We start from the raw sequence: 15,633 nt of genomic DNA on the forward strand, positions 1-15,633 counted from the left end.
GACTTCTCCTCTCTTCAGACAAAAGGGCACGTCCGGGCGACACATTTCGCACCGGCGCGGATGACGATAAACCGCCCGGCCCTTTTTTGGAACGCGCATTATTCCTTATTTTCGCGCTGCAGCAAATGAAAGTGCACAGCGCCCGCTTTGCCCTGCCGCACGAGTTTCCAGCCTGACAGCAGCTCGTGAGCGGCCGGTTCGAGCGCTTCGCCGGCCTCGACATAAAGATAGCCGTCGGCGCGCACGAGCGGCACGGCCACCGCGAGCGCCTTGCCGAGCAGGTGGGCATCGAACGGCGGATCGAGGAACACGACGTCGAACGAGCCTGGCGCGAGACTCGCCGCAAGACGCAGGCCGTCCGCCTCGGCGATTTCGATCATGCGGGCATCGAGCCGCTGCTGGTTTGCGCGCAACTGGCTGGCAGCGCGCGCATGGCGCTCCGCCATCAGCACGCGAGCGGCGCCGCGCGACGCGGCCTCGAAGCCGAGCGCCCCACTACCAGCGAACAAATCGAGGCAGTGCTGGCCGTCCAGACGCTGGCCGAGCCAGTTGAACAGCGTTTCGCGGACGCGGTCGGGCGTCGGGCGCAAGCCGTCCAGATCGAGCACGGGCAGCGGCGTGCGTTTCCAGTCGCCGCCGATGATGCGAATGGCATGCGGTTTGCCACTTTTGGACGAAGCGCCAGCGGCGCGTGAAGGTGCTAAACGAGGCATGCAGTATCGTGCAGTTTCAGCTAGGTGATGAACACGCCCGCGGCGTCGATGCGCGCGGGCCGGAGCGCTCACGTTACCACAGGGGTGGCGCGCGTCCAGCCTGGCCGAGCGGCCGATACGACGCGCCACGGCACGCCTGATAAAATGTGCGGCTGCCAGCGCCCCGCCTTTTCGCATCCCGGCGCTGCCCACCGCTTCGCCGGTCCCGTGCCGGCTGCGCGCATCGGCGCGCTCTCCCATACGTCAGATCATGTTCAGCTTTTTCAAACGATTTAAGGGCTCGAAAGAGTCCGATACCGCCGCAGACGAATCGCTGGCGGCGCAAGACGGCGCGGCACCCGAGGCCGAGGCCGCACCCGTTGCGCCCGCCGAACCCATCGAGCCTAACGCGCCCCCCGTTCCGCCTGCGGCCACGACCATCATCGAGCCGCAGCCCGAGCCGCCAGAGGCCGCGCTCGATACCGTTGAAATCGTCCCACCGCCCGTGCAGGACGTCGGCGCGAAGCGCTCCTGGCTCACGCGCCTGAAGAGCGGCCTCGCGAAAACCAGTTCGAACCTGACCGGCATTTTCGTCGGCACGAAGATCGACGAGGACTTGTACGAGGATCTCGAAGCCGCGCTGCTGATGTCGGACGCCGGCGTCGAGGCGACCGAATTCCTGCTCGAAGCGCTGCATGAGAAAGTGCGCAGCGAACGCCTGACGGATCCCCTGCAGGTCAAAACCGCCTTGCGCGCACTGCTCGTCGAATTGCTCAAGCCGCTCGAAAAATCGCTGATGCTCGGCCGTGCGCAGCCGCTCGTGATGATGATCGCCGGCGTCAACGGCGCGGGCAAAACCACGAGCATCGGCAAGCTCGCGAAGCATCTGCAGAGCTTTGACCAATCGGTGCTGCTCGCCGCCGGCGACACGTTCCGCGCCGCCGCGCGCGAGCAACTCGCGGTGTGGGGCCAGCGCAACAACGTGACCGTGGTCGCACAGGAAAGCGGCGACCCGGCCGCGGTGATCTTCGACGCGGTCGGCGCCGCGCGCGCGCGCAAGATCGACGTGTTGATGGCCGACACGGCCGGCCGCCTGCCCACGCAACTGCATCTGATGGAAGAACTGCGCAAGGTGAAGCGCGTGATTGGCAAGGCGCAGGACGGCGCGCCGCACGAAGTGCTGCTCGTGATCGACGCGAACACCGGCCAGAACGCGCTCACACAGGTCAAGGCGTTCGACGACGCGCTCGGACTCACCGGCCTGATCGTCACCAAGCTCGACGGCACCGCGAAGGGCGGCATCCTTGCGGCGATCGCGCGGCAGCGGCCCATTCCGGTGTATTTCATCGGCGTCGGCGAAAAGGTCGAGGACCTGCAGCCGTTCAGCGCGGAGGAGTTTTCGGACGCGCTACTGGGCGGCTGATCGCGTGATCGTTGCGGCGCTCGCGGCGAACCAAAGGAAAAGGGCACTCCGCGGAGCGCCCTTTTTTCGTTTCAAGCTGCCGTCGACGTGTCAGCGATCCCGGGCTCACTCCGCGTCCGGCTGCACGCCCGGCGCCGCGCGCGCGAACGCATCGAGTTGCATCGCGTGATCGTAGATGCGCTGGATCGTCGGAAACTTTGCGGTGTCGACCTTGAAGCGCTGCGCGTTGAATACCTGCGGAATCAGGCACGCGTCGGCGAGTGTCGGTGCGTCGCCGAAACACAGTTTGCCGGTGCGCGCGTCGCCGGCGAGATGCGTCTCCAGGGTCGCGAAGCCCGCGTCGATCCAGTGCCGGTACCACGCGTCCTTCGCGTCGTCGTCGACTCGCAGCGTGTGCTTCAGATAGCGCAGCACGCGCAGATTGTTCAGCGGATGAATCTCGCACGCGACCTGCAGCGCCACCGAGCGCACATACGCGCGATCGAGCGGCGCCTTCGGCAGCAACGGCGGCTCGGGATGCGTCTCCTCGAGATACTCGATGATCGCGAGCGACTGCGGCAGCAAATGACTGCCGACGGCGAGCGTCGGCACGATGCAGTCGGGGTTGATCTTGCGATACTCGGGCTTCAGCTGCTCGCCGCCTTCGCGCACGAGGTGCACGGGTACGTAGTCGTACGACAGGTTCTTCACGTTCAGCGCGATGCGCACGCGATACGACGCCGAGCTACGGAAATAGCTGTAGAGCTTCATGTTGTCTGCCTCCTCCACCTGCACGCAAGCCGTCTCAGACGACGCGCACGCTGAACTCGCCGAGCCCATCCACGCCGCCCTTCATCAGGTCACCCTTCGCGACCGCGCCGACGCCTTCCGGCGTGCCGGTGAAAATCAGGTCGCCAGGCCGCAGTTCGAACAGGGTCGACAGATACGCGATCGTCTCGGCCACCGACCAGATCAGCTGCGACACATCCGCGCGCTGCCTGTCCTCGCCATTCACCGACAGCCAGATCTCGCCCTTGCCGATATGACCAACCGTCGAAGCCGGATGGATCGGGCCGAGCGGCGCCGAGTGATCGAAGCCCTTGGCGGTATCCCACGGACGACCCATCTTCTTGGCTTCGCCTTGCAGGTCGCGGCGCGTCATGTCGAGACCGACCGCGTAACCGTAGACGTGGTCGAGCGCGCGGTCGACGGGGATGTCTTTGCCGCCCTCGCCGATCGCCGCGACCATTTCCATTTCGAAATGGACGTTCCCGGTCTGCGACGGATACGGGAATTCGCCGGTCGTGCCCGGCGCGACGTACACGATCGCATCGGCCGGCTTCGTGAAGAAGAACGGCGGCTCGCGGTCCGGGTCGTGGCCCATTTCACGCGCGTGCGCCTCGTAGTTGCGCCCAACGCAGTAGATGCGGCGCACCGCGAACTGCTCGCTCGACCCCACGACCGGCACCGCGACCTGCGGTGCGGGTGCAAATACGTAACTCATCCCGTTCTCCGTTTTCCGATGTGCGCCGCCGAGGCGGCGAGAAACATCGAGTGTAACGCGCGGCACGGCGCGGGTGCGCGTCAGGCGGCCCGTCGCGCGCCACTGAGTGGCCGCTTCGTTGCTGTTCGCCCGCTCGCCATAGATGCGATACTCACACCGAACTGTTCCCCGAATGGCGTAGCGAACCGCCAGGCGCGGCACGCCACCCGCCTCTTGCGCAAGATGACCGACTCCACCGATACCACTTCCCCCTTCCCCTGGGCCCGATTCATCAAGGAAATCGGCCGCGGCCCGAATGGCGCCCGCGCGCTGACCGCCGACGACACGCGCTCGCTCTACACCGCGATGCTCGACGGCCGCGTCGACGATCTCGAACTCGGCGCGGTGCTGCTCGCGTATCGCGTGAAAGGCGAAACCGCCGACGAACTCGCCGCGATGCTGGCCGCCGCGCATACATCGTTCGAGCCGGTGCGGCTGCCGCACGGCGCGTTTCGGCCGGTGTCGATTCCGTCGTACAACGGCGCGCGCAAGCGGCCGAACCTCGTGCCGCTGCTCGCACTGCTGCTCGCACGCGAAGGCGTGCCGGTGCTGGTGCACGGCGTCACCGAAGATCCGGGTCGGGTGACGAGCGCGGAAATCTTCACACATTTGCGCATTGCCCATGCGCAGTCGCACACGCAGATCGAAGCTGCACTTGCGGAGCGCCGCGTCGCGTTCGCCTCGATCGACGTACTGGCGCCCAAGCTCGCGCGCCTGCTGGCGCTGCGCCGGCGCATGGGCGTGCGCAATTCGACGCACACGCTCGTGAAGCTGCTGCAGCCATTCGCGCCCGCGGGATTGCGGCTCGTGAACTACACGCATCCGCCATATCGCGACAGTCTCGCTCAGCTGTTCGTCACGCATCCCGATGCGGCCGTGGGCGGTGCTCTGCTGGCGCGCGGCACCGAAGGCGAGGCGGTCGCCGATACGCGCCGCCAGGTGCAGGTCGACTGGCTGCATGACGGCATCTGCGAGACGCGGCTGCCGCACTCGCGCTCGTCGCCCGATGCGCCCGAAGTCGAGCTGCCCGAAGCGCGCGACGCGGCGACCACGGCCGCCTGGATCGACGCCGTGCTGCGCGGCGAAGCGCCGGTGCCTGGCGCGATCGAGCGGCAGGTCGAGCTGATCGTCGATATCGCGAAGACGGCGGCCTGACGGCCGCGGGTTGACAGGCCAACGCACGCGCCGTGCAGTTCGCGCTGCTGGCGGGCGTGGATCGCATCGAAGGCTGTCTGTTCGGGAATGGCGGGCGCACCGGCAATGTCGATCTCGTCACAGTCGCGATGAATCTCGACGCGATGGGTATCGATAGCGGTCTGGATTTCTCGGATCTCGCGAGATCAGGCGCGTGGCGGAACGGTGCACGCGGCTTCCGGTGGCGGCGCGGCATCCGTATGCGGGAGAGGTAGCGATGCGCGGCACGTGCGAGGCGCGCGACGCGGATGCCGATGTAGACGAGCACGGCGCAAACAGCCGCGACAAAGCTGGCGAATGCGCGACCGCGTGAATTCGCGTTGGGCCTCGAGCCTGCGGCAGCGGAGTACACACCCGCATTCCGCTGCCGCCGGAGACGCGCTCACGAGGCGCACCCGCGCGATGAAAATCTCACTCGAGCGCGCAACGCGTCGCCTGCCACGCGATCAGTCGCCACTGCCCGTCTTCGTGCGTGTGAATCGCGGTATAGGCAATCGGAAACAGGAGCGCGCCGTTGTTCGCCTCCATCTCGATCAGCGCGCGGCCCGTGACGACGTAGGTCTCGCGCCCGGCCGGCAAGACATCCTGCGACTGCACCTCGATTTGCCGATAACGGCGGCGCCCCGCGGTGATCCCGTCGATGAACTGCCGCTTCGTCTCGCGCTTGCCATTCGTATGGACGTAGCTCACGTTGTCCGCGAGCAGCGTGTCGAGCGACTGCCCATCGCCATCGACCATCGCGCGAAAACGCTCTCGCTCGAGCCCGCGAATCGCTTCGATCATCTTTGCCGCCATTGCAGAGCCCCTCGAACACCGCGAGCCGCAGGCGGCCACGGTCAGAAGTGATATTGCAAATATAGCTGGCTGAAATTTATACCAGGATTCGGCTCTTTGATACCGCCATTGGAGACATGCTGGAAGCGGTAGCCGGCGACATACTGCTCACGAGCGCCGAACTGCAGCCCGACGCCCGCCATCTCGGCTAACTGGAACGCCGTGCCCAACGTGAAGTCGGAAGAAATGCGTGGGCTGGTCAGCAGCCGGACGCCGGCACCCACCTCGATGAATGGCCGCACCGAACCCGACGACCTGATTAAGCGGATCACCGGCGTCACGCCGATCTCGCCGATGTTGTCGTGAACGTTTCCTTCCTTGATGTGCCACCAAGCGACGTGCGCCTCGCCGGTCAGCGCGAAATGCCAGTCGCCGATCTGCCACCAGGTCAGGTTTGGATCCCAGACCGCGCCGAGATCGAGCGTCCTGACGTGATGATCGCCGACGCCAGCGGCCACCTGCACGCCGAACTGCTCAGCTTGGGACGCGCCCGCCGCGCCCAATAGCAGAACGAGCGGAACGGCAAACGTGCCTTTTAGAGTAAGTCCACGCACCACAAGATTTTCCTTGTGCATCTGCCCCATGCTGCCGAGTATTAAGCGAGCGCCCCCTTTATTTCAAGGACGAATTCAAGGGCAAGTATCTCCCAGATAATGGCACCGATAAGCAATTATTCTCTTTTAATCTGGGCGATATCAGTCAATTATTACCCCGCAAGGGCTAAGAACGGTACTTTGTACAGGTCCGACGCGCAAGGCAAATAGAGCGTATGATGACTATCAAGATTCGAAACCCAATAGGATTTTCGGGAACTCGCATGTCCCTGCGACCTCTAAGTATTAGCACTCGGCAGATCTGAGTGCTAACATCCATCGCTGGAGTCGTTTACTGAGTACGCTATTGTCTGATTCCAAAGGAGCTTCACACGTGAGCCATGCAATGACCCTTCCGAGTACTTTGAGCCCGTCGTCGGCTAAGGCCGCTCCGGCAGGTGCACTGGCGCTCTCGCATTCCTCGCTGCTGTCCGGTCAACTGGGCAACATTGACGCCTACATCCAGGCGGTCAACCGGATTCCGATGCTGACGCCGGCGGAAGAACGCCAGTTCGCCACCGAATTGCGCGAACACGACAATCTGGAGGCCGCGCGCCGCCTGGTGCTGTCGCACCTGCGACTCGTCGTGTCCATCGCGCGCAACTACCTCGGTTACGGGTTGCCGCACGCCGACCTGATCCAGGAAGGCAACATCGGCCTGATGAAAGCGGTCAAGCGCTTCGATCCCGAGCAAAACGTGCGCCTCGTGTCGTACGCGATGCACTGGATCAAGGCCGAGATCCACGAGTACATCCTGCGCAACTGGCGCATGGTGAAGGTCGCCACCACCAAGGCGCAGCGCAAGCTGTTCTTCAACCTGCGCAGCCACAAGCAGGGGCTTGCCGCGTTCACGCCGGACGAGATCGACGGTCTCGCGAAAGAGCTGAACGTGAAGCGCGAAGAGGTCGCGGAGATGGAAACGCGTCTGTCGGGCGGCGATATCGCGCTCGAAGGTCAGGTCGAAGACGGTGAAGAGTCGTACGCGCCGATCGCCTATCTGGCCGACTCGCATAGCGAGCCGACAGCCGTGCTGGCTTCGCGTCAGCGCGACCGGCTGCAAAGCGACGGCATCGCAAGCGCGCTCGACGCGCTCGATACGCGCAGCCGCCGCATCATCGAAGCGCGCTGGCTGAAGGTGGCCGACGACGGCTCGGGCGGCTCCACGTTGCACGAGCTGGCCGACGAGTTCGGTGTGTCGGCCGAACGTATCCGCCAGATCGAAGCCAGCGCGATGAAGAAGATGCGCGGCGCGCTGACCGAATACGCGTAAAGCGTCGAAGCCATGGGCGCGTCAATTGTGTCCCGCCCATGACATAGAAAAAAACGACACGCGTTGATCGGTCGCGCCATTTAGCGACCATCGCGCTCAAGCCCCGCCCTCGCAAGACGGCGGGGCTTTTTCATTCTTTTCGCCCTTTCTTGCGTCCCCGCGGCCGCCCTTCGCGTCGGCCCGCCAGCAAGCCGGCCTGTCGAGGCCGGTAAGCCTTTCTTGACGTATCGCAAGTCCGGTAGCAATACTGCACAGACGCGGCAAGTTTCGCGACGTGTTGCCGCATGGCTAAACCTGAGCGCGCGAGGTTCACCTCCTACAATCGGCATGCATTCGCCAGACTGCCTGACGGCCAGGGCGGTCTGGATCCAGCCGGAGTCACCGGCGTGAAGTCGTCTTCGACCGATCATGACCATAGCCCTCAATCGCAGCAGCACTGTCCGGTCGCGCTTGCGCGGCCGATTCACCAGGTGGGTGCGCGGTCCAACGCTGGCGCGCGATATCGCCATCATCCTCGCCATCAAGTTCGTCCTACTGATGGCGCTCAAGTACACATTCTTCAATCATCCACAGGCGCAGCACATGATGCTGCCGCCTGAACAGGTCGCGCAGGCGCTGCTGTCGGTGCCCGCCCCGCATCCGTCTCGAGGTGATCAACATGCCCGTTAGCGAAGTCGTAGAACTGTCGCGGTTCCAGTTCGCCATCACGGCGCTTTATCACTTTCTGTTCGTGCCGCTCACGCTCGGTCTCGCCTGGTTGCTCGTCATCATGGAATCGGTCTACGTGATGACCGGCAAGCAGATCTACAAGGACATGACGCAGTTCTGGGGCAAGCTGTTCGGCATCAACTTTGCAATGGGCGTCGCGACGGGCCTCACGCTCGAGTTCCAGTTCGGCACCAACTGGGCTTATTACTCGCATTACGTCGGCGACATTTTCGGCGTGCCGCTCGCCGTCGAAGGGCTGATGGCGTTCTTCCTCGAATCGACGTTCGTCGGTCTGTTCTTTTTCGGCTGGAACAGATTGTCAAAAATCCAGCATCTGATCGTCACGTTCTGTGTCGCGCTCGGTTCGAACCTGTCGGCGCTGTGGATTCTGATTGCCAACGGCTGGATGAACAATCCGGTCGGCGCGAAGTTCAACTATCAGACGATGCGCATGGAGCTCGACAGCATCGGCTCGGTGATCTTCAACCCGGTTGCACAGGTCAAGTTCGTGCACACGGTATCAGCTGGATATGTGACCGCGGCGATGTTCGTACTCGGCGTGTCGTCGTGGTATCTGTTGAAGCGCCGCGACACCGAGTTCGCGCTGCGCTCGTTCGCGATCGCCGCCGGCTTCGGCCTCGCGTCGGCGCTGTGCGTGATCGTGCTGGGCGACGAATCCGGCTATCGCACCGGTGAAGTCCAGCAGATCAAGCTCGCCGCGATCGAATCCGAATGGGAGACCGCGCCCGCGCCGGCACCGTTCACGATATTTGGCATCCCCAATCAGAAAGAGCAACGCACCGACTATGCGATCCGTGTGCCGTACGCGCTCGGCATTATCGCGACCCGCTCGCTCAACGAACCCGTGGTCGGCCTGCGCGAGCTGATCGCCCGAAACGAAGGTCGCATCAAGGACGGCATGCTCGCCTATTCGGCGTTGCAGCGGTTAAAGGGCGGCGACTCCAGCGACGAGGCGCATGCGGAGTTCGACAAGTACAAGGACGATCTCGGCTACGCCCTGCTGCTCAAGCCGTTCACGCCGAACGTTGTCGACGCGACGCCAGACCAGATCGCCGCGGCGGCAAGAAGCACGGTTCCGCCGGTGTTGACACTGTTCTTCTCGTTCCGCACGATGGTCGGCCTTGGCCTGCTGTTCCTCGCCACCTTCGTGCTCGCCTTCTGGTTCTGCGCGCAGCGCACGTTGCTGCTCGAAAAGCGCCGCTGGTTTCTGCGCTGGGCGGTCATCGCGATTCCGCTGCCGTGGCTCGCCGCCGAGCTCGGCTGGATCGTCGCGGAAATGGGCCGCCAGCCGTGGAGCATCGCGGGCATTCTGCCGACCAACCTGGCCGCGTCGACGCTGACGCCGCGCGATCTGTATCTGAGCATCGGCGGCTTCGTGCTGTTCTACACGGGGCTGTTCGTCATCGAGATCATGCTGATGTTCAAGTACGCGCGGCTCGGCCCTTCGTCACTGCATACGGGCCGCTATCACCACGAGAACGGACAGCCGGTGACGCAGCCACTGTCGAACACGGCCGCATGACGCACCGCTGCACCGCCCCGAAGGAGAAACCCATATGGACTACGCAGTTCTCAGACTGATCTGGTGGGTATTGATAGGCGTACTGCTGATCGCCTTCGCGCTCACCGACGGCTTCGACATGGGCGCGGCGATCCTGCTGCCGTTCATCGCCAGCACTGACTCCGAGCGACGCATCGTCGTGAACACGGTCGGCGCGACGTGGGAAGGCAACCAGGTCTGGTTCGTGACCGCGGCCGCCGCGATGTTCGCCGCGTGGCCGCTCGCCTACGCGGCATCCTTCTCAGGCTTCTACTTCGCGATGCTGCTCGTGCTGTTCGCGCTGTTCTTCCGCCCGGTCGGCTTCGACTATCGCGGCAAGCGCGAGGATCCGCGCTGGCGCAACGCGTGGGACTGGGGCCTCTTCATCGGCGGCTTCGTGCCGGCGCTGGTGTTCGGTGTCGCGTTCGGCAATCTGCTGCAAGGCGTGCCGTTTTCGTTCGATACCGATCTGCGCGTCACCTATCACGGCAGCTTCTTCGGCCTGCTCAATCCGTTCGCGCTGCTGACGGGACTCGTCAGCGTGGCGATGCTGGCCGCGCACGGCGCCGCGTTCGTCAAGTGGAAGACCGACGGCGTGGTTCACGAGCGCGCATCGAAGGCGCTGCGGCTCGCGGCGCTGTGCACGGTGGTGCTGTTTCTCGTGGCGGGCGCGCTCGTCGCGACGATGATCGGCGGCTATCAGATCGTCGATGCGCCGCCGCTCGACGCCGTCTCCAATCCGTTGATGAAGACCGTGATCGGCGCGCCGGGTTTGTGGCTGACCAACTACGCGCTTTACCCGTGGATGGCGATTGCGCCGCTCGCGGGTCTCGTCGGCGGGGTGCTCGCGGTGCTGCTCGCGCGTTCGCGCTTCGAGGCGACGGCGTTTCTGTCGACGTCGCTGATGATCGTCGGCTTGATCTTGACCGCGGGCTTCTCGATGTTCCCGTTCATCATGCCTTCGTCGCTCGACGGCCGCAGCAGCCTGACCATGTGGGATTCCACATCGAGCCGCATGACGCTCGAGATCATGCTGTTCGCGGTGATCGTGTTCCTGCCGGTCATCCTGCTCTATACGGGCTGGGTGTATCGCGTGATGCGCGGCAAGGTGACCGCCGCGGCGATCAAGGAAAACCACCATTCGATGTATTGACCGGCGCGACGCTTCAACAGAAAACTCGCCAGGCGCCACACTCTGGTCGTAAACGCGAAAGCGGCACCTTGGGACCAGGTGCCGCTTTTTGATTGGCGTGCTGCGATCGCCGTGCAACTCAACAGCGCTCGACAACCATCAACCGATCACGCCGGCACCGGCGCCGCGCCCGCGCCGCCGCCTTGCGACGACAGGCGCTCGGCCAGCTTCTGCACATAGCGCTGCGCGGCCTCGCCGACGACGATATGGAACGTGTCGGTCGACACCCACGCGGTATCGAGCGTCGCGAGCCGCTGACGATCGACCGCCGACGGATCGCGCACGACCACGCGCAGACGCGTCGCCGCGACCGCATCGAGCGACACCACGTTGTCCGCGCCGCCGAGCACGGCGAGCCAGCGCAGCGGATCGGGATCGAGCGGACCGCCTTGCGCGTCATCGGCGTACCCAGCGTTTCGCGCGACCGGCGCGGCAGCGGTACCCGCCGCGGCAGCAGCCGGCGCCGATACAGCAGCACCCGCCACCTTCACCGCGTCGCCCTGACGCTGCGCGATCGCCGTACGCATCTCATCGGCGATGATGTCCGCCTCCGGTCCGATGATCACCTGCACGTTGTTCGCGCCGCGCTTGAGCACACCGCGCGCACCAATCGACTTCAGTTCGCTTTCGGAGACCTTGTCCGCATCGACGACAGACAGACGCAGACGCGTCGTGCACGCATCCACGACCGACAGATTCGCCGCGCCACCGAGCGCCGCGATATAGCGCTGCGCGCGCGGCACGGCCGCCCCAGCCGCCGGCGCGACGAAACCGCCCGCCGCGAACGACTCGACCTGCTCGTCGGCAGCGGCGGGCTCACGGCCCGGCGTCGCCATGTTGAACTTACGGATGAAGAAGCGGAACAGACCGTAGTACACGACCGAGTACACGATGCCGAGCGGAATCGCCCACCAGCCCTTCGTCGACAGACCGAAGTTCAGCACGTAGTCGATGAAGCCCGCCGAGAACGTGAAGCCGAGGTGAATCCCGAGCGCCGAGCAGATCGCGAGCGACAGACCTGTCAGCAGCGCGTGGATTGCATACAGCACCGGCGCGAGGAACATGAAGCTGAACTCGATCGGCTCGGTGACACCGGTCAGGAACGACGTGAGCGCCATCGAGAACAGCAGGCCGAACACCATCGCGCGACGCTCTTTCGGCGCCTCGTGATACATCGCGAGACACGCGGCCGGCAGGCCGAACATCATCACCGGGAAGAAGCCGGTCATGAAGGTGCCCGCGGTCGGATCGCCAGCGAAGAAGCGGTGCAGGTCGCCCGTGACGGGCGCACCGCCCGCCGGCGTGAAGGTGCCGAACACGAACCACGTCAGCGAATTGAGGATGTGATGCAAGCCCGTGACGAGCAGCAGCCGGTTCAGCACGCCGAACACGAAGGCGCCGAGCGCGCCGGCCGTCGTGAGCCAGTGGCCGGCCACGTCGATCGCGTTCTGCACCGGCTCCCACACATGCCCGAATACGATGCCTAGCACCACGCAGACCACCCCTGTAACGATCGGCACGAAGCGTTTGCCGCCGAAGAACGCCAGGTAGTCGGGCAGCTTGATGTCCTTGTAGCGGTTGTACAGCAGCCCAGCGACGATGCCCGCGATGATCCCCGACAGCACGCCCATGTTGAGCTTGTCGTTGATGTCCTTCATCACCGCGATCTGCACCAGATAGCCGATCGCGCCAGCCAGACCCGCGACGCCGTTGTTGTCTTTCGCGAAGCCGACCGCCACGCCGATTGCGAACAGGAGCGGCAGGTTGTCGAAGATCGCGCCGCCCGCATCGGCAATCATCTTGATGTTGAACACGTCGGGCTGGCCGAGCCGCAGCAACAGGCCGGCCACCGGTAGCACCGCGATCGGCAGCATCAGCGCGCGTCCCAGGCGCTGAATCTTCAGAAACGGATTTCCATCCATCGGTATCTCCAATTTTGTCTCGTAGGGGTACGTCTTGGTTGAGTGGTGCAGCTATACGGAGAATCGCGCCGCGCGTGAAGGCAGACGTGCTGCCGGGCGCACGGCGTGCGGGTTCTCAAATTCGTTAGTGTTTCAGTCGAGGGGCCACGTGGCGCGGCTTGCGGCTCTGACCGCCTGCGCCGAGTCGAGCGCTAGCGCATCGCGGGCGCGCTGGCGACACAGCTGATAGTCGAGCGTGCGCACGCGTGCCTTGATGCCTGGCACGGAGACCGGATCGACCGACAGCTCGGTCACACCGAGGCCCACCAGCAGCGGCATCGCGAGCGGGTCGCCGGCGAGCGCGCCGCACACGCCGACCCATTTGCCGTGCTTCGCGGCACCTTCGACGGTCGCCGCGATCAGGCGCAGCACCGCCGGATGCAGGCCGTCCGCCTGCGCCGCGAGATCGGGCTGGCAGCGGTCCATCGCGAGCGTGTATTGGGTCAGGTCGTTGGTGCCGATCGACAGGAAATCGGCGTGCTGCGCGAGCTGATCGGCGAGCAATGCAGCCGACGGCACTTCGATCATCACGCCAACTTCGACCGGCTCCGATCTACCCGCTTCGCGTGCAAGCTCGTCGATGCGCTTGCGGATGCGGATCAGTTCACCCGCATCGGTGACCATCGGCAGCAGGATGCGTACTGCGCCGACCGGACGCACCGCGAGCAGGCCACGCAGCTGGTCGTCGAGCAGATCGGGGCGCACCTGCGCGAGGCGCACGCCGCGCAGGCCGAGCGCGGGGTTCGGCTCGGGCGGCAGCGTCAGATAATCGACTTCCTTGTCCGCGCCGACGTCGAGCGTGCGGATGATCGCGGTGCGGCCGCGCAACGCATCGACGATCGCCTGATAGCTGTGGCGATGCTCGTCCGCACTCGGCGCGGCCGGGCGGTGGATGAACAGCAGCTCGGTGCGCAGCAGGCCGACCGCGTCCGCGCCGTTGTCGACCGCGGCGTTCGCGTCGTCGAGTGTGGCGATGTTGGCGGCCACTTCGATCGCGCGGCCATCGGAGGTCGCCGCTGCCTGCTGCGACGTGCGGCGATTCGCTTCGCGCACGTCGGCGAGGCGGCTGCGTTCGCGTCGCGCGCGTTCGACGTCGAGTTCGATCGGCGCGAATTCGAGCCGGCCGGTGCTCGCGTTCACCACCACCTGAGTGCCCTCGGGTATCGCATGCAACGCGTCGCCGAGCGCGACCAGCGTCGGAATGCCCGCCTGACGCGCGAGAATCGCCGCGTGCGAGGTCGCGCCGCCACGCGCCATCACAAGCGCGGTCACGCGCGTGCGATCGAGCGACGACAGATCCGACGGCGTGAATTCGTCGGCTGCGAGCACCGCCTCGTCCGGCAGCGTGCGAGCCGCGCTGCTCGCGTAGCCGAGCGCGCGCTGCACGCGCTTTTCGATGTCGCGCAGATCGGCGGCCCGCTCGGCGAGCAGTGCGTCCTCCACATTACTCAGAATGCCTGCTTGCGCGCGGATCGCTTCGCGCCACGCAAAACCGGCGCTCTTGCCGAGGCTGATCAGGTTGCGCGCGGCGTCGAGCAGTGTCGGATCTTCGAGCAGCACGCGATGCACCGCAAAAATCCCCGCCTCGCCGACCGAGCCCCGTTGCGACGCATCGCGCACGATCGTATCGAGATCGGCGTCGACGGTCGCGATGGCCTTGTCGAGCAGACGGCTTTCCGCCGCCGACGTGCCGCTCGCCTGCTCCGGCGGCTCGAGATGCGCGTCGTCCCAGCGCACCAGCTTGCCGAGCGCGATGCCCGGCGCCGCGCACACGCCCGCGAGCGTGTTCGGCGCGAGCGGCTCGCCCGCGGCGGGCGCCGCAACGACTGCCGCCGGTGCGGCCGCTTTCTGTTCGCGCTTCTGTTCGACCTCGCCGCGCGCTTCGCGCGTCAGTTCGTCAGCGATTGCATCGACCGCCGCCTGCGCCTGCGGACCGACGCCGAGCAGCTCGACGCTTGCGCCTTCGCCGGCACCGAGTCCCAGCAGACCCACCACGCTTTCGATCGGCGCCTTGCGCCCGTCGTAGCGCACCTCGACCCGTGCGTCGAAGCCCCGCGCCGCTTCGCGCGCCCGGGCCGCGGGCCGCGCATGCAGGCCGCCCGCGTGCGTCAGCGTGATCTGCCGGCGCGCTTCGTCCATCACGTGCGCGGCGCTCGCCTCGCGCACCGCGTCGTGGCTGACGCCCTCGCGCGCGCGCAGCACCAGCAGCGGCGTTTCGCCGGCCTTGACATGCCCGTTCGGCGCCCGCTCGATGATCTCGAACGCATCCGAATTCGCAATCGCGATCACCGAGACGAGGCTCGGCGCATTCAGCGCGATCTGATCCTGATCGAACTCGATCAGCACGTCACCGGCGCGCACCTGCGCGCCCTGCTCGACCATCGGCACAAAACCCTTGCCGTTCAGCCCGACTGTGTCGATACCGATATGCAGCAGAATCTGCGCGCCCTCGGCGCTCTCGAGCGTTACCGCGTGGCCGGTGCGCGCGAGATGCCTGACGACGCCGTCGCATGGCGCGACGAGCCGACCCTCGAGCGGATCGACGCCGATGCCGTCGCCGAACATGCCGCCCGAAAACACCGGGTCCGGCACCTTCGCGAGCGGCACGACCGGGCCGGTCAGCGGTGCAAGCAAAACAATGTGATTCTCGGAATGGCTCATCAAGTTGGACTTCTCGACACGT

At 65.4% G+C, this 15,633-nt stretch carries 13 protein-coding genes and 1 pseudogene; 7 read left to right on the forward strand and 7 right to left on the reverse strand.

Annotation, left to right across the window (positions count from 1 at the left end; translation table 11 throughout):
• Positions 1-98: 98 nt before the first annotated feature.
• Complete coding sequence (gene rsmD, locus OKW44_RS25400; protein WP_018419335.1) at positions 99-713, reverse strand: 16S rRNA (guanine(966)-N(2))-methyltransferase RsmD; 615 nt, start codon at positions 711-713, stop codon at positions 99-101.
• 250 nt (positions 714-963) lie between these two features.
• Between rsmD and ftsY the strand changes: the two genes are divergently transcribed.
• A complete protein-coding gene (gene ftsY / locus OKW44_RS25405) occupies positions 964-2,115 on the forward strand; it encodes a signal recognition particle-docking protein FtsY (RefSeq protein ID WP_018419334.1) in 1,152 nt (383 codons plus the stop codon).
• Positions 2,116-2,220: 105 nt separating this feature from the next.
• On the opposite strand, the gene maiA is transcribed toward ftsY, so the two are convergent.
• Both maiA and OKW44_RS25415 read right to left on the reverse strand, forming a co-directional pair.
• A complete protein-coding gene (gene maiA / locus OKW44_RS25410) occupies positions 2,221-2,865 on the reverse strand; it encodes a maleylacetoacetate isomerase (RefSeq protein WP_018419333.1) in 645 nt (214 codons plus the stop codon).
• A 34-nt stretch (positions 2,866-2,899) separates the two neighbouring features.
• A complete protein-coding gene (locus tag OKW44_RS25415; protein ID WP_018419332.1) occupies positions 2,900-3,598 on the reverse strand; it encodes a fumarylacetoacetate hydrolase family protein in 699 nt (232 codons plus the stop codon).
• Between the two features lie 222 nt (positions 3,599-3,820).
• On the opposite strand from OKW44_RS25415, the gene ybiB reads away from it, so the two are divergent.
• Together ybiB and OKW44_RS25425 are read left to right on the forward strand one after the other, a co-directional pair.
• Positions 3,821-4,792 carry a DNA-binding protein YbiB gene (ybiB, locus tag OKW44_RS25420; protein WP_018419331.1) on the forward strand — a complete coding sequence of 324 codons (972 nt, stop codon included), beginning with the start codon at positions 3,821-3,823 and terminating at the stop codon, positions 4,790-4,792.
• Between the two features lie 29 nt (positions 4,793-4,821).
• A pseudogene (locus OKW44_RS25425) lies at positions 4,822-5,045 on the forward strand (hydroxymethylglutaryl-CoA lyase-like TIM-barrel protein); the annotation flags it as partial.
• 197 nt (positions 5,046-5,242) lie between these two features.
• On the opposite strand, the gene OKW44_RS25430 reads toward OKW44_RS25425, so the two are convergent.
• Positions 5,243-5,626: a nuclear transport factor 2 family protein gene (locus OKW44_RS25430; protein WP_008921685.1), complete on the reverse strand. Its 384-nt coding sequence runs from the start codon at positions 5,624-5,626 to the stop codon at positions 5,243-5,245.
• A 41-nt stretch (positions 5,627-5,667) separates the two neighbouring features.
• Positions 5,668-6,240, reverse strand: coding sequence for an acyloxyacyl hydrolase (locus tag OKW44_RS25435; protein ID WP_026225584.1), 573 nt, complete (start codon positions 6,238-6,240; stop codon positions 5,668-5,670).
• A gap of 352 nt (positions 6,241-6,592) precedes the next feature.
• Here OKW44_RS25435 and rpoH point away from each other — a divergent pair, with 352 nt between their 5' ends.
• The 4 genes from rpoH to cydB all read left to right on the forward strand — a co-directional run bounded on the left by rpoH (position 6,593) and on the right by cydB (position 10,950).
• Positions 6,593-7,528 (forward strand): RNA polymerase sigma factor RpoH, encoded by a 936-nt coding sequence (gene rpoH / locus OKW44_RS25440; RefSeq protein ID WP_026225583.1) that lies wholly within the window; start codon positions 6,593-6,595, stop codon positions 7,526-7,528.
• Positions 7,529-7,936: 408 nt separating this feature from the next.
• Positions 7,937-8,197 carry a cytochrome oxidase putative small subunit CydP gene (gene cydP / locus OKW44_RS25445; RefSeq protein WP_018419327.1) on the forward strand — a complete coding sequence of 87 codons (261 nt, stop codon included), beginning with the start codon at positions 7,937-7,939 and terminating at the stop codon, positions 8,195-8,197.
• Positions 8,187-9,779, forward strand: a complete 1,593-nt coding sequence (locus OKW44_RS25450) for a cytochrome ubiquinol oxidase subunit I (protein ID WP_018419326.1) — start codon at positions 8,187-8,189, stop codon at positions 9,777-9,779. The genes cydP and OKW44_RS25450 overlap by 11 nt, the downstream gene beginning before the upstream one ends.
• 34 nt (positions 9,780-9,813) lie before the next feature.
• Positions 9,814-10,950 carry a cytochrome d ubiquinol oxidase subunit II gene (cydB, locus tag OKW44_RS25455; protein WP_018419325.1) on the forward strand — a complete coding sequence of 379 codons (1,137 nt, stop codon included), beginning with the start codon at positions 9,814-9,816 and terminating at the stop codon, positions 10,948-10,950.
• Between the two features lie 146 nt (positions 10,951-11,096).
• Here the strand turns inward: cydB and nagE are convergent, their stop codons facing one another.
• Entirely contained in the window at positions 11,097-12,911 is a 1,815-nt protein-coding gene (gene nagE / locus OKW44_RS25460) for an N-acetylglucosamine-specific PTS transporter subunit IIBC (RefSeq protein ID WP_018419324.1), read from the reverse strand.
• Positions 12,912-13,043: 132 nt separating this feature from the next.
• On the reverse strand, positions 13,044-15,611 hold the full coding sequence (gene ptsP, locus OKW44_RS25465) for a phosphoenolpyruvate--protein phosphotransferase (RefSeq protein WP_026225582.1): 2,568 nt from the start codon (positions 15,609-15,611) through the stop codon (positions 13,044-13,046).
• Positions 15,612-15,633: the final 22 nt, after the last annotated feature.

This window comes from Paraburkholderia lebeckiae (genome assembly GCF_050436325.1).
In the GTDB taxonomy this organism is placed as follows: Bacteria; Pseudomonadota; Gammaproteobacteria; order Burkholderiales; family Burkholderiaceae; genus Paraburkholderia; species Paraburkholderia tuberum.

Bases quoted from the DNA above. Each gene is read 5' to 3' on its own strand.
- rsmD (WP_018419335.1), bottom strand. From the start codon at position 713: ATGCCTCGTTTAGCACCTTCACGCGCCGCTGGCGCTTCGTCCAAAAGT.
- ftsY (WP_018419334.1), top strand. From the start codon at position 964: ATGTTCAGCTTTTTCAAACGATTTAAGGGCTCGAAAGAGTCCGATACC.
- cydB (WP_018419325.1), top strand. From the start codon at position 9,814: ATGGACTACGCAGTTCTCAGACTGATCTGGTGGGTATTGATAGGCGTA.
- cydP (WP_018419327.1), top strand. From the start codon at position 7,937: ATGACCATAGCCCTCAATCGCAGCAGCACTGTCCGGTCGCGCTTGCGC.
- OKW44_RS25430 (WP_008921685.1), bottom strand. From the start codon at position 5,626: ATGGCGGCAAAGATGATCGAAGCGATTCGCGGGCTCGAGCGAGAGCGT.
- nagE (WP_018419324.1), bottom strand. From the start codon at position 12,911: ATGGATGGAAATCCGTTTCTGAAGATTCAGCGCCTGGGACGCGCGCTG.
- OKW44_RS25435 (WP_026225584.1), bottom strand. From the start codon at position 6,240: ATGCACAAGGAAAATCTTGTGGTGCGTGGACTTACTCTAAAAGGCACG.
- maiA (WP_018419333.1), bottom strand. From the start codon at position 2,865: ATGAAGCTCTACAGCTATTTCCGTAGCTCGGCGTCGTATCGCGTGCGC.
- ybiB (WP_018419331.1), top strand. From the start codon at position 3,821: ATGACCGACTCCACCGATACCACTTCCCCCTTCCCCTGGGCCCGATTC.
- OKW44_RS25450 (WP_018419326.1), top strand. From the start codon at position 8,187: ATGCCCGTTAGCGAAGTCGTAGAACTGTCGCGGTTCCAGTTCGCCATC.
- ptsP (WP_026225582.1), bottom strand. From the start codon at position 15,611: ATGAGCCATTCCGAGAATCACATTGTTTTGCTTGCACCGCTGACCGGC.
- OKW44_RS25415 (WP_018419332.1), bottom strand. From the start codon at position 3,598: ATGAGTTACGTATTTGCACCCGCACCGCAGGTCGCGGTGCCGGTCGTG.